We start from the raw sequence: 25,168 nt of genomic DNA on the forward strand, positions 1-25,168 counted from the left end.
TCGATGACCAATCGCGTCAATATCGCCTGTCTCGGGGCTGGCCGCATGGGACGCGGCATCGCCGTCGCGTTCGCCTATGCGGGGCACAGGGTCACGATGATCGACATCAAGGCGCGCTCCGCGGACGATTTCGCCAAGCTGGAGGCGGACGCGCTCGGCGAAATCAGGAAGACCTTTGCCAGCCTGTCGAAGCTGGGGCTACTGACGGAGATGGACGTCGATCCGCTGATCGCGCGGGTCTCGGTGGTAGCGGCCGGCGACAGCGGCGCAACGCTGTCCGAGGCCGGTATGGTCTTCGAGGGCGTCCCTGAGGTCGTCGAGCTCAAGCGGGAGGTACTGGCGGCCGCCTCGAGGCAAGTCGGCCCGGACACGATCATTGCATCGACGACGTCGACGATCCTCGTCGACGATCTGTCCGGCGCGATCGTGAACCCTCGCCGCTTCCTCAACGTGCATTGGCTCAACCCGGCCTATCTGATCCCCCTGGTCGAAGTTTCGCCTGGCAAGGCCACCGACCCCGCCATCATCGACGAGGTCAAGGTGCTGCTCGAAGGCATCGGCAAGATACCGGTGGTCTGTGCGGCGACGCCCGGATTCATCGTCCCGCGCATCCAGGCGCTGGCGATGAACGAGGCCGCTCGGATGGTTGAGGAGGGTGTCGCCAGCGCGGAGGAAATCGACAAGGCGATCCGCTACGGCTTCGGCTTCCGCTACGCCGTGCTCGGCCTGCTCGAATTCATCGACTGGGGTGGCGGCGACATCCTGTACTATGCGAGCCGCTATCTCGAAGGTGCACTGGGGAGCGATCGCTATCGGGCGCCAGAGGTGATTTCGCGCAACATGAGCGAGGGGCGGATCGGCCTGCGGACGGGCGCGGGCTTCCTCGACTACTCCGGCCTCGATGTCGATGCCTATCGTGTCGAGCGACTCAGGGCCATGGTCGACCTGCTCCGCCACTTTGGCCTGGCGCGACCGCCCGTGCTCGATCGCGGCTAGCCGAAGACGTCCTGGAGCATACCTTCGCGGACGACGGCAACACCGTCGAGCTCGATCGTCGTTCCCATCATTGGCAGGTCGAAATGACCCGCCGTGTAGCGGCCCGCGAATTCATTCGCACCAGTCGAGAACAGGAAATTGCCCGACACGGCGCGAAGCTCGGTACCGTTGGTATCGCGCTGGTCGTACATCGAGAGCGCCTCGTACCGCGCGCCGGGGTTCATGCCAAAACCGACATGCGAGACCGCATAGGCTTCGCGATCACCCCAGGCGGCGAGATAGCTGCGCATCATCGCGGCATCCGTACCTTCGCCTTCCAGCTCGACCACGTAATCGTCCTTCAGCGTCATCTTCACCGGTGACGTCAGATAACGTTTGAAGGTCAGGTTGATGTCGCCGGGCGCCATCACCAGCGTGCCGTTGATGGTCCCACTCTTGGGGAAGCTGACGACGATGCCACCCGGCCAATGCGCGAGTGTGCCGGGTTTGTCGGTCCAGCCCCACACGCCGACCGTGGAGGCTCCGACCATGTCGACGTCAAGCGCCGTTCCGGCCTTTGAAGTGACCCGCATCCGCTTCGTTCCGCGCAGCATCTTCGCCGCGGCACGAACGCGCTTCTCGAGCGCGGGATCCGGCACCATCCGTTCCAGCGCCTCGGGATGCTCGTTCGAAATCACCAGAATGCGCGCGCCAGCCTTGAGAATTTCGGGTGTCTCCACCGCGTGCATCAGGCCTTCGATGGTGCAATCCACCACAATGCCGGCCTGCTGAAGCGCGCTGATCACCGGCCCCAGGCGCTGGATCGCCTCGCTCGCCCCGGTCGAGCGAACCGGAACGACATGACGGTTACGCGGTGTCGGCATAACCACGTGAAACGGCCGTGCTCCCATCCGCAGCAGCGCGAGTTCCGCCAGATGCACGTTCAATGCGCGCGACTGGGTTTCCGAGAGGATCGCCGCGGTATCGCCTGCCCTGACGGCGCATCGGTCAAAGATTTCGCAAAATGCGTCGATCCATTTTGCCTCGATGCGATCAGCCAGCATGGTCCACTCCCGGTCGTCAGGATTCTCTATTTGTCTGTTACGCTTCGGGGAAGCCCCGGAGCAGATACGATCGCACGGCGCCGAGCAGACCGTTCAGGATCAAACCCAGCAGCGAGATCGTGATCAACGGAACGAACATGTCCACAGCCTGGAAAGTTCGAGCCGCCGTCACGAGCGCATGGCCTAGTCCATCCGTTGACGTGATCATCTCGGCCAGAAACACTACGATGCAGGAAATGACAAGGCCGATCCGGCAGCCGGTCAGGATCGAAGGCATCGCCGCCGGCAGCACGACCTTGAAGAGGATTTCACAGCGCGGCGTTCCTGCCGCCATTGCCGACCAGATCAGCTTCTGCTCCACGGTCGACGCGCCGTAATAGGTCGAGAGCAGAATGGGAAAGAGTGCGTCCGCGGCCACCAATGTGATCTTGGATCCGTGGCCGAAGCCGAGCAGCAACAGCAATGCCGGATAGAGCGCGACCTTGGGCAAAGGCGCCAATACGCGCACGATTGGTCGAACCACGGCATCGATCGCGGGACTGGCGGCGGCGGCGATGCCGATACTGACACCCAGCACGACGGCAATCGCGAATCCTGCAAACAGCCGGATCAGGGTCGCCGCGATCTCCTGCTGAAACGTCCACGTTACGAGTTGCTGGAGCAGCCGACTGAAGACATATCCTGGCGGCGGCAGCAGAGCCACAGGCGCAAGGCCTGTTGACACGAGGCCTTGCCACACTGCGATCACCAGTACGATTGGCGCGAGCCCGAGAGCAAGATTTGGGGAGAGAAGGCGCGACATCACGAGAAGCTCAGCGGCAGGTCGAATTGAGGCGCGGACCAGCGGACAAGGTGGGCACGAACCCTTTCGAAAATCGCGTCGAGGCAGATTCCCATTGCCCCCACGATGATGATCATCGCAAAGACGGTGTCGTATTGGCCCATGTCGAGTGCGTTGAACAGGATGTTCCCGGCGCCGGACTGACGGGCGATCATCTCGCTGGTGATCATCGTGATCAGCGCCAGCACCAATCCCGTGCGGCAGCCGGTCAGAATTTCCGGCAGAGCGGCGGGCAACACGATCCGCACCAGGCGCTGCGCCGGAGAAAGCCCCATCGCGGCGCCCGACCACAGCATCTTTTCCTCAACCGCTTTGGCGCCCTCAAAACTGTGATAGATCACGGGCAGGCTGACGCCAAGGAAGATCACCAACGTCTTCGTAACGTCGCCAACCCCCAGCCACAGCATGATGATCGGCATCAAGGCCGCCTTCGGCACCGGATAGATCACCATCAGGAGCGGATTGAAGAAGGCCGCGACAGCAACGCTACGTCCCATTAACAGCCCAAGTGGAATCGAAACAAGCACGGCCACGCCAAACCCGATTGCCATGCGGCGGAGCGAGGCCAGGATATTGATCAGCGCTTCCCTGTCGCCAAGGATGTCCGGAATCGCGCGGATTGCTTCGATCGCCGTGGGAAAGCTGTCATTCTTCAGCGCGAGTGACGCGACCTGCCACACCGCCAGCAGTCCGATGCAGGCGAGCACCGGGGCAGCGCGTTTGACTATGGCGGCCGACGACATCATGCGAGCGAGCCGGCTTGGTCGCTTTCATCGAACATGCGCTCGATGTCGACGACGTACTTCTGGTAGCGCGGATCAAGCAACAGCTCGCTGCGGCGGCGCGGCCGCGGCAGATCGATGTCGATGACCTGCCGGATGCGGCCTGGCGATTTCGACATCATCACGACCTTGTCGGAAAGGAAGACGGCTTCGTCGACCGAATGGGTGACGAATAGCACCGTCTTGCGATCACGCTCCCAGATGTTCAAGAGATCGTTCTGCAAGCGGGTCCGGGTATAGGCGTCGAGCGCGCCGAATGGTTCGTCCATCAACAGGACTTCGGGATGGTAGGCGAGCGTTCGCGCCAGCGCGACACGCTGCTTCATTCCGCCTGACAGCTCCTTGGGGTAGAAGTTCTCGTAGCCCTTGAGGCCGACCATCTCGATCAAGGTCCGGCTCTGCGCTTCGGCGTCGGTGGCGCGCACGCCTTGCTGGCGGGGGCCGTACATCACATTTCCGAGCACGGTCTTCCAGGGAAACAGCGCAAATTCCTGGAACACCGGTCCGCGATCCGGACCCGGCCCTGTGATCGCCTTTCCCTTCATCTTCGCCGCGCCGCTGGTCGGACTGACGAAGCCTCCGACTATGTAGAGCAGGGTCGACTTGCCACAACCGGATGGGCCGAGGATGGAAACAAAAGCGCGTTCCTCGATCGTCAGCGAGATGTCCGACAGCGCCATATGAGCTCTGCGCGCCGAGGTCTGAAAGACCTGCGACACGTGGTCGATCTCGATGATCGCAGGAGCCGGCTCTTGTCGCGTCACCGGTTTCACCCATTTGCTTGATCTTGAAGGCACTACCTTCATCGCGTCTCTCGCCTCGCTCGCGCGCGAATATCGCGCGACACGCCCCGCTGAATGTCCATCAGCGGCAAGACCTTAGCAAGAAACTTGCCAGACTGACGGTCGTGTTCGCACGGGTGCAGTTCGTCATTCGAACCAAGGCCATTCCGCCGGGCCCTCGTGCGTAACGGCTCCGCCCGGCGCCTGCCCGACAAGTCGCGCATACTTTGCGAGCGCGCCGGCGCGATGGCGCGGTGACCGCGGCTTCCAATCGCACCGACGTGCCGCAAGTTCCTGCTCATCAACCAGCAAATCCATCCGTCGGTTTGTGGCATCAATCCGGATCCTGTCGCCGTCACGCACAAGCGCCAAGGGTCCGCCAACAAAGGCTTCGGGAGACACGTAGCCGATACACATGCCGCGGGTCGCGCCAGAAAACCGTCCGTCGGTGATCAGGGCCACCTTCTCGCCCATGCCCTGCCCGTAGATCAGCGCGGTGACGCCGAGCATCTCGCGCATGCCGGGGCCGCCGACCGGCCCTTCATTGCGGATCACCAGCACATCGCCTGCCTTGTAGCTGCGGTCGCGAACCGCCGCGACGCAAGCCTCCTCGTCTTCAAAAACGCGTGCGACGCCCTCGAAGAACTGGCTCTTCAATCCCGCAACCTTGATCACCGCGCCGTCGGGGCAAAGATTGCCTTTCAGCACCGACACGCCGCCATCGGGCATGATCGGCGCGCGGGCCGCGTAAACGACCTCACCATCGGGCGCATTAGCCGCACCATATTCTTCGGCAAGCGTGCGGCCTGTGATGGTGATGCAGCTGCCATCGATATGCCCGCTCTGGATCAGTTCGCGGACCACCACGGCGGCGCCGCCGATGTCGTAGACGTCCTTCGCAGTGTATTTGCCTCCGGGCCGCAGATTCCCGATCAATGGTGTCCTGGCAAAGACCTCGCCGACGTCATCGATCGTGAACGCGATGCCCGCCTCGTTCGCGATCGCCGGAAGATGCAGAGCGGCATTGGTCGAACCGCCCGTCGCTGCGACGATCGCCGCACCATTCTCCAGGGACTTCCGCGCCACGATGTCGCGCGGCAGCGGACCGCCGCGGTCCAGCATCTCCATGATTAGGCGCCCGGCCCGGCGCGAGATTTGCGCTCGCTCAGCGTAGACACCGGGGATCATCGAGACGTTGGGGATGGTGAGGCCCAGCGCCTCCGACACCATACCCATGGTATTCGCAGTGAACTGGCCCGCGCACGCACCGATGGTCGGCAGGCAGGCGCGCTCGATCCGCTCGAGCGTCGCGTCATCGATCTCGCCGGTCATAAAGCTGCCGACGGCCTCATAGGAGTCGAGCACCGTCAGGGTCCGCCCGTCCGCGCGGCCCGGCAGCGAGCTGCCGCCGTAGATGAAAATGGACGGCACGTTGCAGCGAACCATGCCCATCATCACGCCGGGAAGCGTCTTGTCGCATCCACCGTATCCGATCAGGGCGTCGTAAGCCAGACCATGGACGACCGCTTCGATCGAGTCCGCGATCAACTCGCGCGAAAACAGGGAGAACTTCATCCCCTCATGATTCATGCTGATGCCGTCGGAAACCGACACGGTGGAGAACTCCCGCGGTGTGCCACCGGCCTCCTCGATTCCGGTCTTGGCCGCGGCGACCTGAAACTCATGGGTCATATTGCAGGGCGTCTGCTCGCCCTTCATGCTGACGACGCCGACCATCGGCTTGGCGATCGCGGCGTCGTCGAGACCCATTGCGCGCATGAATGCACGGTGTGGAGCTCGGTCGAGACCGTCTGTGGTGACCCGTGATCGCAGCTTCTTCATACGTGGATCTTCTTCATGCTGCGTTCCGGATGATCCGGGACGCCACGACCCCTGGCCTGGATAATTCGCCTGCTCGCTTATTGCAGCGGAGCGACGATCGTCGGATGCTTGAACTGTGCGACATCCAGCTTCGGCAGCATTCCCGTCTCTGCATAGATGTCCAGCATCTTCTGGATCGCGGGGAAATTCGGTGCCGCACCCGGATCGCGACCGAAATCGTTGTCCTTGAGCAGGTAAGTCTCAAGCACCGGAATAGGCGCCTTCAGAACTTCATTGACCACCTTGAGGGTCTCTTCGCGGTTTGCCAACGCTTTCTTCATGCCCGACGTGATGTCGCGGACATAGGTCTTGACCAGTTCGGGGTTCTTATCGACGAAATCAGCACGGCAGGCTTCCAGGATATGCACGATGTTTGGCATGGCCTGCGACAACGAGAACAATTTCCTTGTGCCGCCCTTCGCCTCCGCACGCGCGGCAAAGGGCTGGTTCATGTTGACCGCATCGACACGGCCCTGCCGGAGCGCGTCTTCAGAGACGGCAAAGCCAACCTCGACCAGCTTGATGTCCTTGGCAGGATCGACACCATTCTGCTTCAGGAGCAGGTTGAATGGCCCCTGCGTGCCGCCGCCGATCACAGAAATTCCGACCGTCTTGCCCTTGAGATCGGCAATGGTCTTGATCGGCGAGTCATCCATGACAGCCCAATAGACCGAAAAGCCGCCGGGCTTCTCGAAGACGTGCTGTGCCACGATGTAGGCTTTGAGGTTGCCTCCGACCACGCCATTGGAGAGCGAGAGTGGCGCCTGCGTCGCGCAATCCAGCGCCCCGGCTGCGAGTGCCTGCGTCATTGGGGCGGTGCCCTGAAATTGAGTCCATTCGATGTTGTAGGTCTTGCCGATGTTGGGAAACTCGGCCGGGCGCCGCATCATCCAATACTTGGATTCTTCGGCAGGGATGGTCCAGCCGACGCGGATTGTCTGCTGCGCCTGCGACGGGGCTGCGTCCGCGATCAGGGCCGCAACCGCGCTCATTGCCAGGATCCACCTCGAAACGGTTCGCATCATGCCACTCCGCTGCTCCGGCGCCGACGGGCGCCACCGAACCCGACCTGTCCAAATGTTTCATGGTTCAAACAATCAGGCAAGCCATGCATGCCGACCGGTGTCACCGAACGATACGCCATGTAAGGTAAGTCGGCGGTCGCACGGCGTTGCGCTGCGGCAGAGGAGGCAACCTATGGCTGATGCGAGCAGAACAAACCCGCAAGATGTCGAGAGGCTCGGTTATATCGGCCTTGGGCTCATGGGGGCACCCATGACCAGGCGCCTGCTCAAGGCTGGCCATCAGGTCACCATCTGGAACCGTTCGCAGGACAAGACGACTCCGCTGGTCGAGGCCGGCGCAGTTCGCGCAGCCACGCCCCGCGACGTGATGGCGAAATCGGACATCGTTTTCATGTGCGTGACAGACGCCGCCGCCGTTCAAGAGGTGATCTTCGGGCGCGAAGGTCTTTCATCGGCGCCCGGCGCCGGCAAGCTCGTGGTCGACTTCTCGTCGATCCATCCTGACGCCGCACGCGATCTTGCAGCGCGTCTGAAAGACGCGAACGATACCGGTTGGATCGATGCGCCTGTGTCCGGGGGTACGAAGGGCGCTGAGGAGGGCACCCTTGCGATCATGGCTGGCGGAGAAGCGCGCGACATCGAGAGGGTGCGGCCCTATGTGCTCGCCATGGCGCGCAGGTTCACCCACATGGGCTCGATCGGCGCCGGCCAGACCACGAAGCTGTGCAATCAGGTGATCGTCGGATGCGCGATGGCCGTGCTCGCGGAGGCAACGCGCCTTGCCGTGAACGCCGGAATTGACGCCAACCGATTGCCCGAAGCGCTCGCCGGCGGCTTTGCGGATTCCATCCCACTCCAGCTCTTCGTGCCGCGAATGGTTCAGGGCATTCACACCCCACCGCTCGGTCACATCGCAACGATGCTCAAGGACCTCGATACGGTCGCGGACGTCGCACAGGCGACGTCGACGCCGGTGCCGATGGCCTCGCTTGCAGGGCAACTTTTCAGGTTGGCGAAGGCGGCGCGCGGCGCGCAAGCGGATGCGCTTGAGATCTACAAGCTTTCAGGGCAGAGCCTTGCATCGTTGAACGCGACCTAAGTACGCTACGGCGCTTTCTTGCGCTCATCGTCGGACCGGAACCGACCAAATGTCCCACGCGCGAAGAGCAGCGGCTCTTTCGCGTTGTAAGTATAGGCCTCGACCGCGCCGAGAAAGATCACATGGTCGCCGCCATAGTAACGATTCACCGAGCGGCATTGAAAATTGGCAACGCTCTCAGCGAGCACGGGCGCATTGCCGAGGCCCGGCGACCAAACCACGCCAGTGAACTTGTCGTCCGACGACTTGGCGAATTTGTTCGCGAGCGCCTGTTGCGAAGCGCCAAGCACGTTGACCGTAAAATGACTGGCGTTTTGGAATACGGTCAGACTCGAGGAATAAACGACAAGGCTCCACAGAACCAGCGGCGGATTCAGCGAGACCGAGGCGAACGAATTGCAGGTCAGGCCATAGGGCTTCCCATCAGCGGCCGCGGCCGTGATGATCGTCACACCCGTCGCGTAGGTGCCGAGCGCGTTGCGAAAATCGCGGGGGTCGATTGGCGAGTTGTCGCTCGCGAATTCGTTGGCTGGATCGGAAGCGGCCGGCTTCTTCGGCAGATCATTCATCGGCCGGCCTCACAGCGTGAGATTCTCGGACGGCAGGCCCAGCGCCACGCGTCCGTAATTGGTCCCGGCCGCGTCGAAGTTGAACGCCAGATGCGAGTTGATCGCGTGCGCATCGCGGAACTGCCGCTGCAGCACGCCCGTCGTGAACAGGCCGCGCGCTCCGCTCGCGGCAAACAGCATGGAGACCGCCTCGGTGCACAGATTCACCGAAAAGGCTCCATCGCGCCGATATCTGGTCTTGGTCGCCATATCTGGAATACGACCGCACCGAGCGTCCTCCATCGCATTAAGGCAGGCCGAGCGCATGATCAGGCGTCCAGCGTCGATCTTGGCCGAGGCCTCAGCGATCTTGATTTGCGTGCTTTGAAAGTCGCTCAGCTTGGCGCGGTTGTAAGTCGAAATGCGATGACGCGCGACCTCGGCGTAATCGTCGAGGCAGGCCTGCGCGTTTCCAAGCGCAACACCGGACAGGACGTAAGGAAAAAGCGAGAAGACAGGGAGCGCATACAGCGGATTCGGATTGACCTTGCTCCCCGGCGTTGGGCCTCCGGCGAGTTCGCCGACGGCGACCGTCATATGGTCAGCCACGAAGGCGTCCTTGACCTCCACGTCGCATGATCCCGTCCCGCGTAATCCCGCGACATTCCAGGTATCGAGGACTTTGTAGTCGCCTTTGGGCAGCAAGAAGATTCGATACGCGATGCCGTCGGCCTCGTCATCGGAGTAAACGACGCTTGCAAGCATATTCCATTCGCAGGAGGCAACGCCGGAGGAGAACGGCCAGCTACCATGCAGCCGATATCCACCCGCGACCCTCGTGGCGCGGCCGGCCGGAAAAATGAAGGAGGACGCAATCAATACGTCCGGATCACGGTCCCAGACCAGATCCTGAGCCTTCTGCTCGAACATGCCGAGCATCCAATGATGACTCGCCAGGTTGGCGAGGTTCCAAGCCACGGAGGCATCCGCCGATCCGAGCAGTTCGGCGCAGTCGACCAGGGCGACGTAATCAAGCTCGGCGCCGCCAATCCGCCTCGGCTGGAGCATCCGGAACAGACCGGCATCGTGGAGATCCCTTTCAGTCTCCGGCGGAAGATGCCGCAGCTCCTCCGTCCGCGCTGCCCGCTCTCGCAACCGAGGTAGGAGCGCCCGGGCCTTCGCGATCATTGCCGCATAGGCGCGCTCACCGGCTTCCAGTCCGGCGGGCCCGCTCATGCTCGGCTCTCGACCAGGCGCCATGCCGTATCCCTCACTTTCACATATTTATGCGGCGGGCCCTTCACCAAATCAAGTCAAGGGAGGGCTAGCAGGTGCGGTCGCGGGGCACCTCGGCCGGACAATGAAGCAGGATCGCTCGCGCGAGCATAGCAAAGCGGTGATCCGCGGGCATCGCCATACTTGCCCCGTGGCGATCAACTGCCTAGCTCAAATCGGTCGAAGGCTTGACTGATCCAAAGGCGCCCTTTTCGGCGAACTCCGCGATGCGACGTTCGTCGTAGCCGACCGTATCGTGCAAGACTTGTCTCGTATGCTCGCCCAGCAGCGGAGCAGCCACGGGATCAACGGCCCCAGTCAGGCTCATCGTAATCGGCGGCTCGATGTTGGGGACCCATTCTGCTGTACGATGCGGAATCCGGCTCAAGCGGTGGCGCTCGCGCGCTTCCGGCGCATTGAACCCCTCCTCAACCGTTCGAAGATAGCCGACCGGGATATTTGCCAGCTTCATCTTTGCCATCCAGTTCTCGAGGGTATCGCTTGCAAAGACCTCCGCAATGGCTGCCCGCAGGAGCTCCTTGTTCTCGGAGCGGGCCTTCCGCGTTGCAAATCGCGGATCGGTGATCAGATCGGGCCGGTTGAGCACCTCGACCGCGAGCCGGCGATAGAGCCGGTCATTGGCACAAGCCATGTAGAGCGGTCCATCGGAGGCCTCGTAGACGCCGACGGTGGGAGAGCCGCTCGGCGAATTGCCAAACCGGCCAGGATTCTCGCCGTTGATCAGATAGGCCATGCCGTAGAAACCCGTCATCCCCATCGCGACATCGAACAGCGCCACCTCGACATGCTGCCCGCGGCCGAGCCGGTCCCGCGCCAGTAATGCCAGCAGGATTGCGTTGCAGGCACACATTCCCGTTGCCATATCTACGATCGGCGGGCCAGTACGAACCGCCGGGCCGTCGGCAAACCCGTTGAGCGACATGAAGCCGCTCTCCGCCTGCGTGATGGGATCGAAGCCTGGGCGCGAAGCGAACGGTCCGGTGCGTCCGTAGGCGGAGATCGAGCAATAGACCAGCCGCGGATTGAGCGAAGCGACAGCTTCGTAATCGAGGCCGAACCTCTTCATGACGCCACTGGAAAAATTCTCGACGACGACGTCCGCTTTGCGGATCAGGTCGAGCGCGATTTCGCGGGCCTCTGGCACGGCAAGATCGAGCACGATGCCACGCTTGTTGCGGTTCAGGCTAAGATAGGCGGCACTCTCTCCGCCGATTTCGGCGTGTTCGTAGGCACGTGTATCGTCGCCGCCGTCGGGATTCTCGATCTTGATGACTTGCGCGCCGAAATCAGCAAGCGTCTGTGTGCAGGCCGGGCCGGCAACGACACGCGTAAAATCGACAATCAGCAGACCATTGAGCGCAGTTGGCCCTTCCGTCGTCCGCGACGAACGTTCCGGCAATTGAGGCTTGGTAGGCATTGATGGCGCTCCTTTACATCGGCTTATGGCCGCCGAATTTCCTGCAAGACCGAACTTAAAGCCCGACGCTACCGAATTCGCAAGTGTTTCACCCGGCTCGCCTGAAACGCAAAAGGCCCGGCAGCCATCCAGCTGCCGGGCCTCTTGACACTCTGCGCATTTGGGCTGCGCCACATCTCGTCAGCGAGGTTGTTAGTCGCCTTCCGCATCACGGGAAGCTCAGCGCCACCACTCAGCGCAGCCACTTTCGCCAGCAAAGCGTATGAGACCAGGCCCAGCGCACCTCGGGCTGATAGAGGCCGACAGCCCGTCTGGATGAAGTATTGGCGGACACGGGATTGTCCATCGTATCCCAAACGACGCTGTCCCAGCCGATACGGCGCCCCCTTGCCTCGATGGCTCCCATCAACCTGATTTGGACCCTGGGCCTCAATGCCGCCGCAAGACCCCGAACCTTGAGAAATAGCCGCAATGTCGCACGGGTGTGGACGATACAACATCGGCAAAAGGCGACTGCGTCATCGCCAGATAGACCAGGCACCAGGTTCCAATGTCGAACCGGGGCATCGCCGCGGCGTCGAAAACGTCAGCTGGTGCAGATCGGCGAAGCTGCCGGCAACGTCATCATCAGACGCATCGGCCACACAAATTCTGTACCTGGCATACCCATTGGTGAGAAGTGACCTCGATCCGTCGTGCGGCGATGTCGCCGCAGTGGAAGCCTCACTTGGTCAGCACGACCTTGACGCCGACCCAGATGGCCCCCATCAGACCGGTGGCGATCACCGTGATTACGACCTTGAATGCATAGCTCTGCGCCTGCTCCACGCTCTTCCGCCATCGCCGCAGATGCTGGAAGTCCGCCCTGAGCTCTTTCCGATCGTCATCCTCAATTCCAAAAGAGGCCACCACCGACGCCATTGCTTTCAATGCGATCGCATCGATGCTCTCCTGCCGCAGTCTGTGTTGCGCGGCCAGCGTCTCGGCAACGATGGCCTTGATTTCGTCGTCCGGCATCTTCACCGCCTGATGATCCTTGCAACATTCTCGAAGCCGCGCTTGGCGAAGTAGAATGTGGCGACGAGATTGGCTGTGACAGCCGCAAATCCTGCGAGAGCGTCCGTAGAGTCAAGACCAAGCACTTTTACCCAACGTTCAAACGAACTTGCGGGTCTGGCAAAAGTTAGCCGATCAGGAGGATCGGCCGATGACACCCAAGGCGACGTCACAACAGACATTGCGAAACCTGCCGGGAGCCAGGCCGCGCAGCGACAACAAGCCGCGCAGCGATGACAAGCCGCGCATCGACAAGGCGCGAGAGACGCAACAAGCGATCAGCGAAGACGTCGGCGAGACCGAGGACAGGGACCGCGACCTCGCGCATGGCGAGGGCGGCGCCATCGACCTTCCCACCAGACCCGGCGATTTATCGAAAGACGATTAGGCGGAACCTACCTGACGAGAGGCGCGTTTACTCTCGTTGGAAGGAACGTTCGTTCGATGAGTCACACTGTCCTGGTTGTTGACGACGACCCCGCCGTCCTCGAGGTGATCGTCGGCATGCTGGAGGATCTCGGCTGCCAAGTGGTCAGCGCCCAAAACGGTCGGGATGCGCTCGATCAGCTCAAGGAGAACCAGGACATCTCCGTCCTGATCACGGACATCAATATGCCGGGCATGGATGGTCATGAACTGGCCGAGCTGGCCAAGCGAATCCGCCCCGAGTTGAAGATGCTTCAACTATCCGGTCGCGAACCCCGGCGCGGCGGCCTGCCGATGATCAGGAAACCGTTCTCGTTCGAGGAACTCGCCGACATCATGCAGCGAACCACCGGCATTTGCTGACCGTCACACCCAAAAGAAAGGCCCGCAGCGGAATGCTCCGCGCGGGCTGAACCAAACTCTTTGGACGATGCCATTCTGCCAGTGTTTTGCCCGACGTGTCAAACACCGTCGAACGCAAGAGGAAGCCTTCCTCCCAGCTAGATATGTGGTGGGCAAGGGGCTTGCTTCAAGTCCCTGCTCCTGCCGTAGAACCCGTGGCCCGGCCAACACATCGAGGGGTCACGACATGCCTGTATTGCTTCCGACGTCCCGTTCGCGCCACGAGGCTCGTCGCGCCGGCGCGGGCAGCGCAGCGACGACCGATCATGCCGTGGTGATCGCCGGCGGTGGCCCGACCGGCCTGATGCTGGCTGCGGAGCTCGCTCTCGCCAATGTCGACGTCGCAGTGGTCGAGCGGCGTGCGAACCAGGAGCTGGCCGAGACGCGCGCCGGCGGATTGCACGCCCGCACCATCGAGATCCTCGATCAGCGCGGCGTCGCCGACCGCTTTCTGCGCGAGGGCCAGATCACCCAGCTCGCCGGCTTCGCCTGGACGCGGCTCGACATCAGCGACCTCCCGACCCGGCACGCTTACGGCCTCGCGCTGCGGCAGAGCCACATCGAACGCATCCTGGCCGGCTGGGTCGAAGAGCTCGCAGTGCCGGTCTATCGCCACGCCGAGGTGACGGGATTTGCGCAGGATGAGACCGGCATCGACGTCGCACTGTCGGGCGGAAAGAAGCTGCGCGCAAATTATCTCGTCGGCTGCGATGGCGGCCGCAGCACCGTGCGCAAGACTGCAGGCATCGACTTCGCCGGCTTCGATCCGACGCTCAGCAATCTCATGGCCGAGGTCGAAATGCGCGAGGCGCCAGCCCTTGGCCTGCGTCACGACGCGCTCGGGTTTCACGGCCTCAGCAAGACCGAGAGCGGCCGCGTGCTGGTCGTCGTGACGGAAGCAACGCTCGAGCGCACCGGCGAGCCCACCTTGCGCGACCTCAGCGAGGCCCTCGTCGCGGTCTACGGCACCGATTTCAGCCTCCACAGCCCCGCCTGGATCTCCCGTTTCACCGATGCGGCACGGCAGGCGGTATCCTATCGCAGCGGACGCGTGCTGCTCGCCGGCGATGCCGCGCATATCCATCACTCCGTCGGCGGGCAAGGCCTCAACCTAGGTGTGCAGGACGCCGTCAATCTCGGCTGGAAGCTGGCGCAGGTGGTCAGGGGCATCTCGCCCGACAGGCTGCTCGACACCTACCATTCCGAACGTCACCCCGTTGCCGCGCGCGTCTTGCGCAACACCATGGCGCAGATCGCGCTGCTCCGCCGCGGCGATGACGGCCTCAAGGCCGCGCGCGACGTCGTCTCCGAGGTGCTCGCCATGGACCAGCCGCGCCAGCGCGTTGGCGCAATGATGAGCGGGCTCGACATCCGCTACGATCTCGGCGATGGCCACGCGCTGCTCGGACACCGCATGCCGGATCTCGGTCTGTCGGTCGAAGGCCAGAAGCTCAAACTGTTCACGCTGCTGCACAGCGCGCGCGGCGTGCTGCTCAATTTTGGCAAGCCCGACGGCATCGACGTTACGGCCTGGGCGGATCGCGTCAGTTACATTATCGCCGATTACGATGGCCCATGGGAGCTTCCGGCTACCGGATGGGTCGCCCCGCCGAGCGCAGTGCTGGTGCGACCCGACGGCCATGTGGCCTGGGTGGGAGACGAGCGTCAACGCGGACTGGCGGATGCGCTGACAACCTGGTTCGGACCCGCTGCTGCGTAGCGCACGAACGTCACAGCCGCGACACCCCGCGGGCTGATCCGAACTCTTTCGATGATGCTATTCTGCCAGTGTTTACCAGTCCAGAACTCGATCTCGCGCCCGACGAAAGCGGACAATCTCACCGTGATTGTGCCAATCTTCCCATCCGACTGGAAGGGAAGAATGTCGACCCACAGGGTGAAGGGCTGGTCACGAACGGCCGAACGATCGGCTGGACATGTCCAGCCAGAGACTAGAAGGCCGCGCGACTTTGCTAGCCGACACCACGCGGCAGCATTCCGGCTTGCGGCGATCAACGCGCCCATGACTGCGGTGGTTATGCGCGGCAACGAGCAGTCGCTCGTTCTTTCCCAGCATGGAGACGATCAGGTGACCTCGATGCCGCGTCGCTACCACCTTACTCCCCGGCCAAGTACGTGGTAGCGTGCGCCCACCGGCCCGAGCCGCCATCGAATGACCGCGATAAGCTCTTTGCCGCAGCGAATGAGCGGCGAATTTGCCAGAGACTGTTGCGGATCGTCACCCGGCTATGTTGCCAAATTCGGATGTCGCGAGCGCAGGATCTTGGCAACGCCGAACATGTCGGGCGTTGCCGGACGTCCAACAAGACCAAAGCGAGAAGCGAATTACTCATCGACCAACCCCGCAGAAAATTTAGGACGAGATTCGCTCCTTCCCCAAAGGTTGACACTTCAGTCTAGAACAAACAACAATGTCCACAGACCTTCCTTGGCGCGTGTCGCTGAGCAAGAAGATCGGTGCCAATTAATTCGAGCATGAGCGAAGGTGGTTGAGCTAAGTCGCGCCCCCTCTTCCACCCCTCAGCTCCTCACTCCCGCACCCGACCCATCGCCTCCGGCAGTGACGCCAGCAGCAACACGACGCAGACGCACAGCAGCACGATGTCCTTGAACAGAAACTCGCCGGTGAGATTCCAGGCCATCGGATCGGTCGAGAGGCTCCATGTCACCACGCCCGGCGTGGTGAAGAAGAACGAGAAGGTGACGGCGAAGGTGACGACGCCCATGAAGGCGCCGAGCGCCGACATCAGCGGATTGAACGCGCCGGCGATCAGCAGCGCGCCGATCGCGAACTCGGTGACACCCAGCACATAGGCTTCGCCGCGCAGGCCAAACAGCGAAAGCCAGGAGATGAACGGGCTGTTGCTGATGAACTGCGCGATGCCTTGCGCCGATTGCGGCGTGAATTTCTGCATGCCGAACGAGACGAAGATGATCACCATGACCCAGCGCAGGATCGCGAGAAGGCGATAGGATCCGTTGCCGGCTTCGGCGACGTTGAATTCTGCTTTCATTGGACGTGGTCTTCCCCTGGCTGCTCGGGCGTTTGTTGCGGGCTGCCGGTGATACGCAGGCAGCGGCCGATCCGTTACGCCGTCCCGGTCACGACCGGTTCACGAGCTCGTGGGCGCCGGGTCGGCCGAGGCCGGCTCTGTTCAAAATTGAACACAGCGTCGCTGCACTCAGTTGAGTAAGTGGCTCAACTTGCTCTCGAAAATAGTTCTTCGCTACATATCAAAAGATACTGACTCTGCGTAGCCGCAGGCGTACGGTTCATACATCACCGCAAGGCCCGTGGCATGAGATCGGTGATGAGAACGCCGGATTGCGCTCCCGTCCTATCTCGAACAAGGGAGATGCGCCATGCAGACGCGTCGTCGCTTCAAGCAGACTAAGACACTCACCGAACGGCTCGCAGACGATGCCGCACGCCTGCGCGAGGAAGCGCGCACGCTGACCCCGGGGCGCCGTCGCGAGATGCTGCTGCGCCGGGCGCGGCAGGACGAGACCGCCATGCAGATCGATGCCTGGCTGCATTCGCCCGGCCTGAGGGCGCCCACATGACAAATCAATATCGCGCCTATCTGGTCGGCGAGAACGGCGTGTTCCGCTCCGCCGAGGCGTTCGAGGCGGCCTCCGACGCCTCCGCCCTCACCTTCGCGCGGCAGTTCACGCGCCACGGCAAGGTCGAGGTCTGGCAGCTGGGCCGCAAGATCGCCGTGCTGGAGCCCGAGCAATCGCCGGCGCACCAGCTCACGCGTCAATGATCGCGCCCGCGCGGCCGCGTCTCGTAACTCTCGATGGCGAAGGAGAACGTCACCTGCATCACGGGACCGTTGCCATCGCGAACCTCGATCGCCATCGTCTGCCTGCTGCCGCTTAGCGACGCGGAGAGGATGGCGTCGCGTGCCATGTCGCCCAGCGATTTGGCCGCCTCCGCCTGAACGGCGCGCGGACTGGACAGTTCCAGCCCCTCCTCGTCGAGCGCGGTGCCGTTCTCGTCGCGCAGGTCGAAATAATATCGGGGCATTTCGGCATCCTTTGCCCTAATAGGCGCGAAGGCGGCAAAGGTTTCTATGCGGGGCGAAAAAGTTGCCTTGGCATCAACGGATTGTTCCGGTCGCGAGGCCCGTCACGCTCCGACGTCCGCACGCTCTTCCGTCAGCTTACGCGCGATATAGACGTCCACTGTCTCCGGAACGAGCGCTGCACCACGATCGCGGCCCCGTTCTGGTCGCGTGCGTCGCGCTGGAGCTCGCACAGGCCGCGTCCGCGCGCGCCGGCCGGCGTGATGGCCAGATACTGATCGATCGCATTTTCGGCCAGTGGGATCGCCTGGGGATCTCCCCTCCAATCAAGAGACCCAGGAAGCTCGGCCAAACCGGGCATGGGACGCGCCTCATCCGCGGGAGGATTTCGGCCTCGGCGTCCTGATGGGCTGGGTGTGGGTGCCGAACAGCGCCAGCACCAAGGCGACTTCTTCCTTCGAACCGACCTGGATCATGATTGTCTCCTTTTCGCAGGGTTGGTCAGAGGCGACGGCTGTGGAGTTCAGGACAATCGGGTTTGAGCATTGTTTCAGGCGCGTTTCGTCGGGGGCGCCGCCTGGCCACGCGACTTGTGTGCACAATTGAACACCGCAATGCGCGAAGCCGCCGGGCGCCGTCTGCACCCGGCATAGACTAATGCGGCAAGCTCCTGTTCACCCTTCCGACAGATAGGTGAACGGCCACCCGCCACGACTTTCACGTCGCATTCATTGTCCCTGTCCTAAACCGCCGGCCGACGAAACGGCACGTAGGTAGGACGATGTCCTTTGACCCGATGGCCGCTGCGGTCGACTGGCTTGATGCCTACCGCGCCGGCGATATTGAGACCATCCTGGGAATGTATGCCGATGACGCGGTGATTCACCGCGGCTGCGGCGGCATGAAGACGTGCTCCGGCAAGGATAGCCGACGCGCCTATTGGCGCGATCGTCTGCGGGACTATCCCGCCACAAGCCTGAACGACCTCAAGCCATCGGGAGATACGACGGTCATTTCATATATCGCGAGCGGCGGCGTCGTCAGCGCAAGCCTGAGCTTCAACGCGCAGGGGCAGATCGCCTCGCACGTTTGCGGTCCTTCGAACTAAGGCCGTACTCATGAAAGCACCGTCGGCTCCTTGGTAAGTGATCGCCGTCGCCATGCGATCCTCCGCCTCCGTCAGCCCTCGCGCCATTCCGATGATCTCGCCGATGCGCTCTGCAAGCGCTAAATAGAGGGGCCGCGCCGATGTAGCGCGGCCCCACGTCAACGCTGCGGAGTTTCTAAATCCCGTTTGGCGTACAGGCCATTAGCAACTTGGCCGTCTCAAGAAGATTTGTTCCGTTCACGCGAGAAGCTTTTGGAAGCACGAAGACCACATCTTCGTCAGTTTCCATCGTGTATCCACTATCGTGCTCGTCTTCAGTGATTATTACGGCCCGCATTAAACCGTATCCCGGTGCCGCTGCATTGATTGCCGCTGTGGCTTGCGCGACGGCATCTGCCGTGGCCATTCCTTTGTTCGGTCCGGCCGTGGTACGGTCCAGTATCTTGTCGAGGCTTGGATCGCCTTGCCATGCATTGACGATCACTTGCGCAATGCCGGGAACAGCACTTGCCGGCATCGCAAATTCCGGGACCGTCATCTCTCCGCCACCCTTCTTCTTTTTGATACCACCTGGTGCCGTTGGTGCCATTGTTAGGCCCTCCCTGATGAAAGCTGCCACGGCACCTGACCGCCTGGCCAGGTGCCTGGCATCATCTCACACCTGAGCCCGCAGAACCGCAAGGCCCAGTGAGGCGCGCCCCATTCGCCAACTCCGCTTTGGGCAAAGCCTTATGTCCGGTGTGGCCCATCGGCGGCGTTCAACGATGTCGGCCGTTTGTGCCGCTGTCGAGGGATGAGCGGACATCATCTGGAGCGCTCAAGCTCAACGCATGTTTTGTGAGTAGATGTCTAGCTGCGCTCACTTGCCGCGCTTCGATGTGACGAGGCGCCGCGCAATGCCGTGCTGCCAGGCGCGTATCCTGACGGCCGCTTCACTGCGATGGAGCTCTTTCGCAATCTCGTCCGGTTGCCGGCCCGCTTCAGCCATGGCCTTCAATGGCTCATGCTCTTTCCACTGTCCATTCTTCGACAACGGATAGCGGGATTGCATAGGTGGCCTTGGAGAGTCGAAGCGTTCGAGAAGGGCAACAAGGCCTCCCTACCCAAGTTCCTACATCACTCCGTTCGAGCGCACGCAGGTGGTCCAGCAGCTCGGCCTCCAGCTCACGGATATGCTCGGCCGTGGGCCCGCTCGGAAAATCACGCGAGAGCTTCCGGCAGCGCTCCAGCAGTTCCTGAAGAATCCGCTTGTCTCTGTCTCGGTCCATGCTGGCCTTGATTCAACAGAGCACAGACGGCTTCAAGGGAATGTCCAAAAGTGCACGCCGCCATGGGACGCAATTGAACAGCGGTCGCGTGTTGAAGTGGCGGTTGGATCGAAGGTCGGCCAACGGGACAAAGCGGCAGAAGTTCCTACTTCAGCGCCTTCCCAAGCTCGGTCGCAGCAAGATCGTGCTGCGCCACTCCGTGCCTTCGATCGCAGGCAACCAATTCGAATCTCACTCGTTGTCGCCGGCACAATCCCTTGCAGGAGACAAAACATGTCACGTCTGACTTTGCTGGCCGCAACCTTGTTGCTGCTCGCATCTGCGCCCGCGGGCGCCCAACCCGCGCAAAGCGGACCGGGCAACAATGCCGTCAACAGCTCCGACCAGAACAACTCGAACGCGCCGGTCGCCGGCCGCAACAGCTTCACCGAGGGACAGGCGAGGTCGCGGATCGAGAACGCGGGATATTCCAACGTCTCCGGCCTGCAGAAGGACAACGAAGGCGTCTGGCGAGGCAAGGCCGACAAGGCCGGCACCAAGACCGATGTCAGCGTTGACTTCCAAGGCAACGTCAATCCCGCGAAGTAAGGAGGAGACAGCATGACGATCACCATTTCTCGTCTCTACGACAATTATTCCGATGCCGAGCAGGCCGTCACCCGGCTCCAGAGCGCCGGCGTGCCGCACTCCGACATCAGCATCGTCGCCAACAATTCCGACAATTGGTACGGCTCATCGCGCGGCAAGATCGATCGTGACCGCGACGGCGTCGACGATCGCGCCGAAGGCGCCGGCACGGGTGCCGGTATAGGCGCCGGCCTCGGCGGCGCAGCAGGCCTTCTCGCCGGTCTCGGCCTGCTCGCCATTCCCGGTCTAGGACCGGTCGTGGCTGCGGGATGGCTCGCCTCCACGGCTGCCGGCGCAGCCGCAGGCGCGGCCACGGGCGGCATCGTCGGCGCACTGACCCAAGCAGGCGTCTCCAAGGAAGACGCCGCGCGCTACGCTGAAGGCGTCCGCCGCGGCGGCACGCTCGTCTCGGCGAGGGTCCCTGACCAGGATCGCGCACGGCTCGATGCGCTTCTCCATGAGAGATCCGTCAACCTTCAGGAGCGCAGCTCTGCCTGGCAGAAAGCCGGCTGGACCGACTTCGATGCCGCAAGCCCGCCTCTCGCTCCCGACGACATCCGCCGCGAGCGCGAGCTTTACGGCATGGGCGCGCGGCGATAGGTCCCGGCCGACCCGACAAGACAAAGGCCCCGCGCTGGTGGGGCCTTTTTTTGATGGTCGAGCGGGTCTGCCTTGCCGAAGCCGCGTCGGGAAAAACAGGGAACCACCTGTCAAACTTTATCTAAAAGGCGCCGAATCGGTTTCGGCGAAATGAAAGCTTTTCGCGCCATGCTGGGCATGTCGATTTGCTCTCGTTGCGAAAGAACGCAAACGGGACCGGGAGAGACCACCGATGTACTTCGTCGCCGCTGCATTGCTGGGGCTGTCGGGACTGTTCTACTCCGCCAGCCGTCATGAGCTCGGCCAGTTCGGAGCAGACGTGTGCCGCTATGGCGGCGCGTTCTGCGACAATCCGGTGGTCCTCTTCACGGGCGCAGCGCTCGCCGCCGCCTGGGGCATGTTCGTTAGCCTCAAGTAGCATCGCGCTGGCCGAAAGACGATCTTGCGAAGCCGGCGAGGATCTAGATCGACGGCTCTTGCGATGGTCCGTTTCTAACACTGTTTTGCCGGACATCAATCAAAATTCGCCTCATCCGAAGTGCGGCCGCGAGCTCCAATGGGGAACTTCTGTTCCCCCATTAGCATTTGCTATGAAGTTCTCATAGCAAGGGCCTTCCTTCCATGCGCGACAGCGCTCACGCTTCCAAGACGTCCGCGCCGTCGCTTTTGAAAAGGCTGGGGCCCGGTCTGATCACCGGCGCGGCCGACGACGATCCGTCGGGCATCGCTACCTACTCGCAAGCCGGCGCGCAATTCGGTTTCGCGCTGCTCTGGACGGTGTTTCTGACCACCCCGTTCATGATCGCGATTCAACTCGTCAGCGCCCGGATCGGCCGGGTCACCGGCAAGGGGCTCGCCGCCAACGTCATGCGGCTCGCGCCTCGCTGGGCGGTGCTCGCGCTCGTGTCCATGCTCGTTGTCGCGAACACGTTCAACATCGCCGCCGACATTGCCGCGATGGCGGAGGCGCTTGGGCTCGTGATCGGCGGGCTCCAGCACGAACATGCGCTGATCTTCGCCGCCGGCTCGACCCTGCTCCAGATCTTCCTGCCCTATCGCCGCTATTCGCCGGTGCTGAAATTCCTCACTCTTGCGCTGTTCGCCTATGTCGCCACCGCTTTCACCGTGCAGATTCCGTGGAGCACGGCGCTGCTCGCCGCAGTGTGGCCCAAGGCGAATGTCAGCGCCGACTATTTCCTGATGGTCGTCGCCGTGCTCGGCACCACCATCAGCCCTTACCTGTTCTTCTGGCAGGCCTCGCAGGAGGTCGAGGAGATGAACCAGGGCAAGCGCGACAAGCCGCTGCGCGATGTTCCGAGCGGCGGCAATCCGGAGCTCGCGCGCATCAGGGCCGACACTATCTCCGGCATGTTGCTGTCCAACGGCATCGCCTTCTTCATCATCCTGACCACCGCATCGGTGCTGAATGCCAACGGCGTGACCAAGATCAATTCGGCGACGGAGGCCGCCGAAGCGCTGCGGCCCCTCGCCGGCGACTTCACCTTCGCGCTGTTCGCGCTCGGCATCATCGGCACGGGTCTCTTGGCCATCCCGGTGCTGGCGGGCTCGGCGGCTTACGGCGTCGCCGAGATCTTCGGCTGGCACGCCACGCTGGAGGCGAAACCTGAGAAAGCAGTCGGCTTCTATACGATCATTGCGGCCGCAACTATCATCGGCTTCGGCCTCGGCTTCACGGGAATCGACTCGATACACATGCTGGTGTGGAGCGCAGTGCTCAACGGTATCGTCGCCGTCCCCATCATGACGATGATGATGCTGATCGTCTCGAGTCGCGCCATCATGGGCCACTTCAGGGCCCGCTCATCGCTGATCGCGCTGGGCTGGCTCGGCACTGCACTGATGGCGCTCGCCGTCCTCGCTCTGCTCGGCTCGTCCGTGATCGGCTGATGAGAAACGAAGCGAGCCGGAAGGGCGCTCCCGGCCGCGCACCCATGCCCGAGATCAACGTCGATAGGCTACGGTATGACGGGATTAACGGTTGGCGACGTCTTCGGCCCCGGCCGGGCCGGCTCTATCGGCGATTTCGGTTCGGTCGGAAGCACGGCGGCCCCTGCGGCGCGCGCAGCTTCCCCCGTCGTCGCATACATAGCAACGTGGGCCGGCTGGGTCTTAGCGCGGTTCCAAGGTCCGTGGTCGACGATCAGCATCGCTGCAATCGTCACGCCGGCCACGATCAGCGCGATCACGCCGGGATGACGAAGTGCCGTAGAGATGGAACTCGCGAAACGATCAGCCGTCATCAGAAGCGTCCGCAATTATCCTACTGCAGGTTAATTCAATTGCGTGCCCCCGGTTCCGCTCCGGCTTCGGTAAGGTCCCGGCGAAGGCGGGAACAGCCCGTCATGCTTTACCGATTCACTCGCCCGGCGCGATGGCATTGCTCGGGGTCGGCCGGTCCGTGATCTGCTGACCGAACAGACTGCCGATCAGCTCGACCGCTGTGCGTGCCGTCCGGCCACGTTCGTCCAAGAAGGGATTGAGTTCGACGATGTCGACCGATCCCACCACGCCGGAATCGTGCAGCAGCTCCATGATAAGATGGGCCTCGCGATAGGTGGCGCCGCCGGGCACGGTGGTGCCGACGCCTGGCGCCACGCAAGGGTCGAGAAAATCGACATCGAAGCTGACGTGCAACACGCCATTGCTTGCCTTGACCCGCTCGATGACGCGCCGGATCAAGACAGCGACGCCGAATTCGTCGATCTGCCGCATGTCGACAACCCTGATCCGGCGCGCGCGCATCAAGTCCTTCTCGAGCTTGTCGATCGAACGCGCGCCGAACAGATCTAGCCTCTCAGGGGTGATCGAAGCGCGGGGATCGTCACCCAACAGTCCGTCGAGGCCGGGCTCCCCGCACAGGAACGCGGCCGACATACCGTGCATATTGGCCGTGATCGTCGTTTCCGGCGTGTTGTAGTCGGCATGGGCATCGAGCCAGAGCACGAACAGGTCGCGGCCGCGCTCCTTCCAATGACGCGCCATCGCATTGACCGAGCCCATCGACAGCGTGTGATCGCCGCCGAGGAAGATCGGCACTGCGCCGCTTTTCGCGATCTCATAGCCTCTGAGACTCAGCACGCGCGTCCAGCGCTGGATTTCCCGGTAATGATTGGCTTTCTCGGGCGGCCTGTCGGCGAGGTCACGGACCTCGGCCACGGAAAGATCGCCGTAGTCGACGACCTCAAAATCGAGGCTATCGAGCAGTGTCGCAAGGCCTGCGGTGCGCAGCGCAGCAGGGCCCATCAAGGTGCCGCGCTGCGAAGCTCCCATGTCGATGGGCGCGCCGAGCAAGGCGATGCGCCGGTTTCGATCCGTCGCGGTCCGATCGGTCACGGCAATCTCCTGATATCGGCCTGGCTACCGCCCAGCCTAACAGAGATTCGCACCCGTCGTTTCCCCGTGAGGTCCGCCGTGGGCGTATTGTCCCGGAACAAAATCCCGCGCGCTGAATTGCCCATTCCAAGGCCGGCACCCGCCGTAAAACCACGGCGCCTGTCGCGGATAGCCAAAGGTCGTCAGACCCGCTGTTCAACACGAGCGCTCGCGCGGATAGCCAAAGGTGCCGGCCTCCATCATCGGGCCTGGAGGTCGCGCTTGAGCACGGAGATACCGCAGTCCAATCCCCAGCCCGGCATGGCCGAACGCGCCATCGATGCAGCGACGGATGTATCGCGCACAATCGGTGAAGTCGCGGGAGGCCTGCATGCAGCGGTCGATCGTCTTACCTCTACGATCGAGGAAGCGCGAAAGCCGGGCCGGCCGCTCTCGACGATTGCGGCGATCACGCGCGAGGCGCCGCTCGCCAGCCTGTTCGTTGCTTTCCTGTTCGGCGTCGCGGTTGCGCGTCGACGCTAGAACATGATCCGAAAAGCTATCCAGCGGTACTCCGAAGAGGCCATGC

Annotated in this window: 29 protein-coding genes; 13 read left to right on the top strand and 16 right to left on the bottom strand. The window is 62.5% G+C overall.

Annotation, left to right across the window (positions count from 1 at the left end; translation table 11 throughout):
• Positions 1–3: 3 nt before the first annotated feature.
• The gene (locus IVA98_RS06460) at positions 4–996 is read left to right on the top strand and encodes a 3-hydroxybutyryl-CoA dehydrogenase (protein ID WP_247280598.1); all 993 of its coding nucleotides are present in this window, start codon (positions 4–6) and stop codon (positions 994–996) included.
• Here IVA98_RS06460 and IVA98_RS06465 read toward each other — a convergent pair.
• From IVA98_RS06465 to IVA98_RS06490, 6 genes are all read right to left on the bottom strand, one after another.
• Positions 993–2,039 carry a 2,5-dihydroxypyridine 5,6-dioxygenase NicX family protein gene (locus IVA98_RS06465; RefSeq protein ID WP_247354511.1) on the bottom strand — a complete coding sequence of 349 codons (1,047 nt, stop codon included), beginning with the start codon at positions 2,037–2,039 and terminating at the stop codon, positions 993–995. The genes IVA98_RS06460 and IVA98_RS06465 overlap by 4 nt on opposite strands.
• 37 nt (positions 2,040–2,076) lie before the next feature.
• Positions 2,077–2,841: an ABC transporter permease gene (locus tag IVA98_RS06470; protein WP_249816807.1), complete on the bottom strand. Its 765-nt coding sequence runs from the start codon at positions 2,839–2,841 to the stop codon at positions 2,077–2,079.
• Positions 2,841–3,626, bottom strand: a complete 786-nt coding sequence (locus tag IVA98_RS06475; protein WP_247354513.1) for an ABC transporter permease — start codon at positions 3,624–3,626, stop codon at positions 2,841–2,843. The genes IVA98_RS06470 and IVA98_RS06475 overlap by 1 nt, the downstream gene beginning before the upstream one ends.
• Complete coding sequence (locus tag IVA98_RS06480) at positions 3,623–4,468, bottom strand: ABC transporter ATP-binding protein (protein ID WP_247354514.1); 846 nt, start codon at positions 4,466–4,468, stop codon at positions 3,623–3,625. Before IVA98_RS06480 ends, IVA98_RS06475 begins: the two co-directional genes overlap by 4 nt.
• A gap of 123 nt (positions 4,469–4,591) precedes the next feature.
• Positions 4,592–6,286, bottom strand: a complete 1,695-nt coding sequence (gene ilvD, locus IVA98_RS06485; protein ID WP_247354515.1) for a dihydroxy-acid dehydratase — start codon at positions 6,284–6,286, stop codon at positions 4,592–4,594.
• 77 nt (positions 6,287–6,363) lie between these two features.
• Positions 6,364–7,350 (bottom strand): ABC transporter substrate-binding protein, encoded by a 987-nt coding sequence (locus IVA98_RS06490; RefSeq protein WP_524536346.1) that lies wholly within the window; start codon positions 7,348–7,350, stop codon positions 6,364–6,366.
• 52 nt (positions 7,351–7,402) lie between these two features.
• Between IVA98_RS06490 and IVA98_RS06495 the strand changes: the two genes are divergently transcribed.
• Positions 7,403–8,449, top strand: a complete 1,047-nt coding sequence (locus tag IVA98_RS06495) for an NAD(P)-dependent oxidoreductase (protein ID WP_346657688.1) — start codon at positions 7,403–7,405, stop codon at positions 8,447–8,449.
• A 5-nt stretch (positions 8,450–8,454) separates the two neighbouring features.
• On the opposite strand, the gene IVA98_RS06500 is transcribed toward IVA98_RS06495, so the two are convergent.
• The 4 genes from IVA98_RS06500 to IVA98_RS06520 all read right to left on the bottom strand — a co-directional run bounded on the left by IVA98_RS06500 (position 8,455) and on the right by IVA98_RS06520 (position 12,733).
• A complete protein-coding gene (locus IVA98_RS06500) occupies positions 8,455–9,018 on the bottom strand; it encodes a flavin reductase family protein (RefSeq protein WP_247332752.1) in 564 nt (187 codons plus the stop codon).
• Positions 9,019–9,027: 9 nt separating this feature from the next.
• Positions 9,028–10,257, bottom strand: coding sequence for an acyl-CoA dehydrogenase family protein (locus IVA98_RS06505; RefSeq protein ID WP_247354517.1), 1,230 nt, complete (start codon positions 10,255–10,257; stop codon positions 9,028–9,030).
• Between the two features lie 181 nt (positions 10,258–10,438).
• Positions 10,439–11,710 (bottom strand): CaiB/BaiF CoA transferase family protein, encoded by a 1,272-nt coding sequence (locus IVA98_RS06510; RefSeq protein WP_247354614.1) that lies wholly within the window; start codon positions 11,708–11,710, stop codon positions 10,439–10,441.
• 723 nt (positions 11,711–12,433) lie between these two features.
• Positions 12,434–12,733, bottom strand: a complete 300-nt coding sequence (locus IVA98_RS06520; protein WP_247280589.1) for a hypothetical protein — start codon at positions 12,731–12,733, stop codon at positions 12,434–12,436.
• A 184-nt stretch (positions 12,734–12,917) separates the two neighbouring features.
• On the opposite strand from IVA98_RS06520, the gene IVA98_RS06525 reads away from it, so the two are divergent.
• The 3 genes from IVA98_RS06525 (at position 12,918) to IVA98_RS06535 (ending at position 15,314) form a co-directional block, all read left to right on the top strand.
• Positions 12,918–13,154: a hypothetical protein gene (locus tag IVA98_RS06525; RefSeq protein ID WP_247354518.1), complete on the top strand. Its 237-nt coding sequence runs from the start codon at positions 12,918–12,920 to the stop codon at positions 13,152–13,154.
• Between the two features lie 56 nt (positions 13,155–13,210).
• Positions 13,211–13,555 (top strand): response regulator, encoded by a 345-nt coding sequence (locus tag IVA98_RS06530; protein WP_256464850.1) that lies wholly within the window; start codon positions 13,211–13,213, stop codon positions 13,553–13,555.
• A gap of 226 nt (positions 13,556–13,781) precedes the next feature.
• Entirely contained in the window at positions 13,782–15,314 is a 1,533-nt protein-coding gene (locus IVA98_RS06535) for an FAD-dependent monooxygenase (protein ID WP_247354519.1), read from the top strand.
• An 829-nt stretch (positions 15,315–16,143) separates the two neighbouring features.
• Here IVA98_RS06535 and IVA98_RS06540 read toward each other — a convergent pair.
• A complete protein-coding gene (locus IVA98_RS06540; protein ID WP_247280585.1) occupies positions 16,144–16,629 on the bottom strand; it encodes a DUF417 family protein in 486 nt (161 codons plus the stop codon).
• A 349-nt stretch (positions 16,630–16,978) separates the two neighbouring features.
• On the opposite strand from IVA98_RS06540, the gene IVA98_RS06545 reads away from it, so the two are divergent.
• Positions 16,979–17,179 carry a hypothetical protein gene (locus IVA98_RS06545; protein ID WP_247280584.1) on the top strand — a complete coding sequence of 67 codons (201 nt, stop codon included), beginning with the start codon at positions 16,979–16,981 and terminating at the stop codon, positions 17,177–17,179.
• Positions 17,176–17,382, top strand: a complete 207-nt coding sequence (locus IVA98_RS06550; RefSeq protein ID WP_247280583.1) for a hypothetical protein — start codon at positions 17,176–17,178, stop codon at positions 17,380–17,382. The genes IVA98_RS06545 and IVA98_RS06550 overlap by 4 nt, the downstream gene beginning before the upstream one ends.
• Here the strand turns inward: IVA98_RS06550 and IVA98_RS06555 are convergent.
• Positions 17,376–17,645, bottom strand: a complete 270-nt coding sequence (locus IVA98_RS06555) for a DUF6894 family protein (protein ID WP_247280582.1) — start codon at positions 17,643–17,645, stop codon at positions 17,376–17,378. The genes IVA98_RS06550 and IVA98_RS06555 overlap by 7 nt on opposite strands.
• Before the next feature lie 779 nt (positions 17,646–18,424).
• On the opposite strand from IVA98_RS06555, the gene IVA98_RS06560 reads away from it, so the two are divergent.
• Complete coding sequence (locus IVA98_RS06560; protein ID WP_247354520.1) at positions 18,425–18,751, top strand: nuclear transport factor 2 family protein; 327 nt, start codon at positions 18,425–18,427, stop codon at positions 18,749–18,751.
• A 175-nt stretch (positions 18,752–18,926) separates the two neighbouring features.
• On the opposite strand, the gene IVA98_RS06565 is transcribed toward IVA98_RS06560, so the two are convergent.
• Both IVA98_RS06565 and IVA98_RS36925 read right to left on the bottom strand, forming a co-directional pair.
• Positions 18,927–19,340, bottom strand: coding sequence for a hypothetical protein (locus tag IVA98_RS06565; protein ID WP_247280579.1), 414 nt, complete (start codon positions 19,338–19,340; stop codon positions 18,927–18,929).
• A gap of 270 nt (positions 19,341–19,610) precedes the next feature.
• Entirely contained in the window at positions 19,611–19,739 is a 129-nt protein-coding gene (locus IVA98_RS36925) for a hypothetical protein (RefSeq protein ID WP_256468156.1), read from the bottom strand.
• A 553-nt stretch (positions 19,740–20,292) separates the two neighbouring features.
• Between IVA98_RS36925 and IVA98_RS06570 the strand changes: the two genes are divergently transcribed.
• The 4 genes from IVA98_RS06570 (at position 20,293) to IVA98_RS06585 (ending at position 23,154) form a co-directional block, all read left to right on the top strand.
• Positions 20,293–20,607, top strand: coding sequence for a hypothetical protein (locus tag IVA98_RS06570; protein ID WP_247337048.1), 315 nt, complete (start codon positions 20,293–20,295; stop codon positions 20,605–20,607).
• A 12-nt stretch (positions 20,608–20,619) separates the two neighbouring features.
• Entirely contained in the window at positions 20,620–21,246 is a 627-nt protein-coding gene (locus IVA98_RS06575) for a general stress protein (RefSeq protein ID WP_247354521.1), read from the top strand.
• Between the two features lie 232 nt (positions 21,247–21,478).
• On the top strand, positions 21,479–21,664 hold the full coding sequence (locus IVA98_RS06580; protein WP_247354522.1) for a hypothetical protein: 186 nt from the start codon (positions 21,479–21,481) through the stop codon (positions 21,662–21,664).
• A 203-nt stretch (positions 21,665–21,867) separates the two neighbouring features.
• Positions 21,868–23,154, top strand: a complete 1,287-nt coding sequence (locus IVA98_RS06585) for an NRAMP family divalent metal transporter (protein WP_247354523.1) — start codon at positions 21,868–21,870, stop codon at positions 23,152–23,154.
• A 68-nt stretch (positions 23,155–23,222) separates the two neighbouring features.
• Here the strand turns inward: IVA98_RS06585 and IVA98_RS06590 are convergent, their stop codons facing one another.
• Together IVA98_RS06590 and rocF are read right to left on the bottom strand one after the other, a co-directional pair.
• Positions 23,223–23,507 (bottom strand): hypothetical protein, encoded by a 285-nt coding sequence (locus IVA98_RS06590; protein ID WP_247301807.1) that lies wholly within the window; start codon positions 23,505–23,507, stop codon positions 23,223–23,225.
• A gap of 115 nt (positions 23,508–23,622) precedes the next feature.
• Complete coding sequence (gene rocF / locus IVA98_RS06595; RefSeq protein ID WP_247354524.1) at positions 23,623–24,600, bottom strand: arginase; 978 nt, start codon at positions 24,598–24,600, stop codon at positions 23,623–23,625.
• 261 nt (positions 24,601–24,861) lie between these two features.
• On the opposite strand from rocF, the gene IVA98_RS06600 reads away from it, so the two are divergent.
• Positions 24,862–25,122 carry a hypothetical protein gene (locus tag IVA98_RS06600; protein ID WP_247354525.1) on the top strand — a complete coding sequence of 87 codons (261 nt, stop codon included), beginning with the start codon at positions 24,862–24,864 and terminating at the stop codon, positions 25,120–25,122.
• The last annotated feature ends 46 nt before the right edge of the window (positions 25,123–25,168 follow it).

Origin of the sequence: Bradyrhizobium sp. 160 (genome assembly GCF_023073735.1) — a bacterium.
Lineage (GTDB): Bacteria > Pseudomonadota > Alphaproteobacteria > Rhizobiales > Xanthobacteraceae > Bradyrhizobium.

Coding starts and splice junctions, on each gene's coding strand:
- IVA98_RS06585 (WP_247354523.1), top strand. CDS start 21,868: ATGCGCGACAGCGCTCACGCTTCCAAGACGTCCGCGCCGTCGCTTTTG.
- IVA98_RS06465 (WP_247354511.1), bottom strand. CDS start 2,039: ATGCTGGCTGATCGCATCGAGGCAAAATGGATCGACGCATTTTGCGAA.
- IVA98_RS06490 (WP_524536346.1), bottom strand. CDS start 7,350: ATGATGCGAACCGTTTCGAGGTGGATCCTGGCAATGAGCGCGGTTGCG.
- IVA98_RS06590 (WP_247301807.1), bottom strand. CDS start 23,507: ATGACGGCTGATCGTTTCGCGAGTTCCATCTCTACGGCACTTCGTCAT.
- IVA98_RS06550 (WP_247280583.1), top strand. CDS start 17,176: ATGACAAATCAATATCGCGCCTATCTGGTCGGCGAGAACGGCGTGTTC.
- IVA98_RS06530 (WP_256464850.1), top strand. CDS start 13,211: ATGAGTCACACTGTCCTGGTTGTTGACGACGACCCCGCCGTCCTCGAG.
- IVA98_RS06555 (WP_247280582.1), bottom strand. CDS start 17,645: ATGCCCCGATATTATTTCGACCTGCGCGACGAGAACGGCACCGCGCTC.
- IVA98_RS06540 (WP_247280585.1), bottom strand. CDS start 16,629: ATGAAAGCAGAATTCAACGTCGCCGAAGCCGGCAACGGATCCTATCGC.
- IVA98_RS06495 (WP_346657688.1), top strand. CDS start 7,403: ATGTTTCATGGTTCAAACAATCAGGCAAGCCATGCATGCCGACCGGTG.
- IVA98_RS06470 (WP_249816807.1), bottom strand. CDS start 2,841: ATGTCGCGCCTTCTCTCCCCAAATCTTGCTCTCGGGCTCGCGCCAATC.
- IVA98_RS06500 (WP_247332752.1), bottom strand. CDS start 9,018: ATGAATGATCTGCCGAAGAAGCCGGCCGCTTCCGATCCAGCCAACGAA.
- ilvD (WP_247354515.1), bottom strand. CDS start 6,286: ATGAAGAAGCTGCGATCACGGGTCACCACAGACGGTCTCGACCGAGCT.
- IVA98_RS06510 (WP_247354614.1), bottom strand. CDS start 11,710: ATGCCTACCAAGCCTCAATTGCCGGAACGTTCGTCGCGGACGACGGAA.
- IVA98_RS06575 (WP_247354521.1), top strand. CDS start 20,620: ATGACGATCACCATTTCTCGTCTCTACGACAATTATTCCGATGCCGAG.
- IVA98_RS06565 (WP_247280579.1), bottom strand. CDS start 19,340: ATGGCACCAACGGCACCAGGTGGTATCAAAAAGAAGAAGGGTGGCGGA.
- IVA98_RS06570 (WP_247337048.1), top strand. CDS start 20,293: ATGTCACGTCTGACTTTGCTGGCCGCAACCTTGTTGCTGCTCGCATCT.
- IVA98_RS06560 (WP_247354520.1), top strand. CDS start 18,425: ATGTCCTTTGACCCGATGGCCGCTGCGGTCGACTGGCTTGATGCCTAC.
- IVA98_RS06525 (WP_247354518.1), top strand. CDS start 12,918: ATGACACCCAAGGCGACGTCACAACAGACATTGCGAAACCTGCCGGGA.
- IVA98_RS06460 (WP_247280598.1), top strand. CDS start 4: ATGACCAATCGCGTCAATATCGCCTGTCTCGGGGCTGGCCGCATGGGA.
- IVA98_RS06545 (WP_247280584.1), top strand. CDS start 16,979: ATGCAGACGCGTCGTCGCTTCAAGCAGACTAAGACACTCACCGAACGG.
- IVA98_RS06480 (WP_247354514.1), bottom strand. CDS start 4,468: ATGAAGGTAGTGCCTTCAAGATCAAGCAAATGGGTGAAACCGGTGACG.
- IVA98_RS06580 (WP_247354522.1), top strand. CDS start 21,479: ATGTACTTCGTCGCCGCTGCATTGCTGGGGCTGTCGGGACTGTTCTAC.
- IVA98_RS36925 (WP_256468156.1), bottom strand. CDS start 19,739: ATGGCTGAAGCGGGCCGGCAACCGGACGAGATTGCGAAAGAGCTCCAT.
- IVA98_RS06475 (WP_247354513.1), bottom strand. CDS start 3,626: ATGATGTCGTCGGCCGCCATAGTCAAACGCGCTGCCCCGGTGCTCGCC.
- IVA98_RS06505 (WP_247354517.1), bottom strand. CDS start 10,257: ATGGCGCCTGGTCGAGAGCCGAGCATGAGCGGGCCCGCCGGACTGGAA.
- IVA98_RS06535 (WP_247354519.1), top strand. CDS start 13,782: ATGCCTGTATTGCTTCCGACGTCCCGTTCGCGCCACGAGGCTCGTCGC.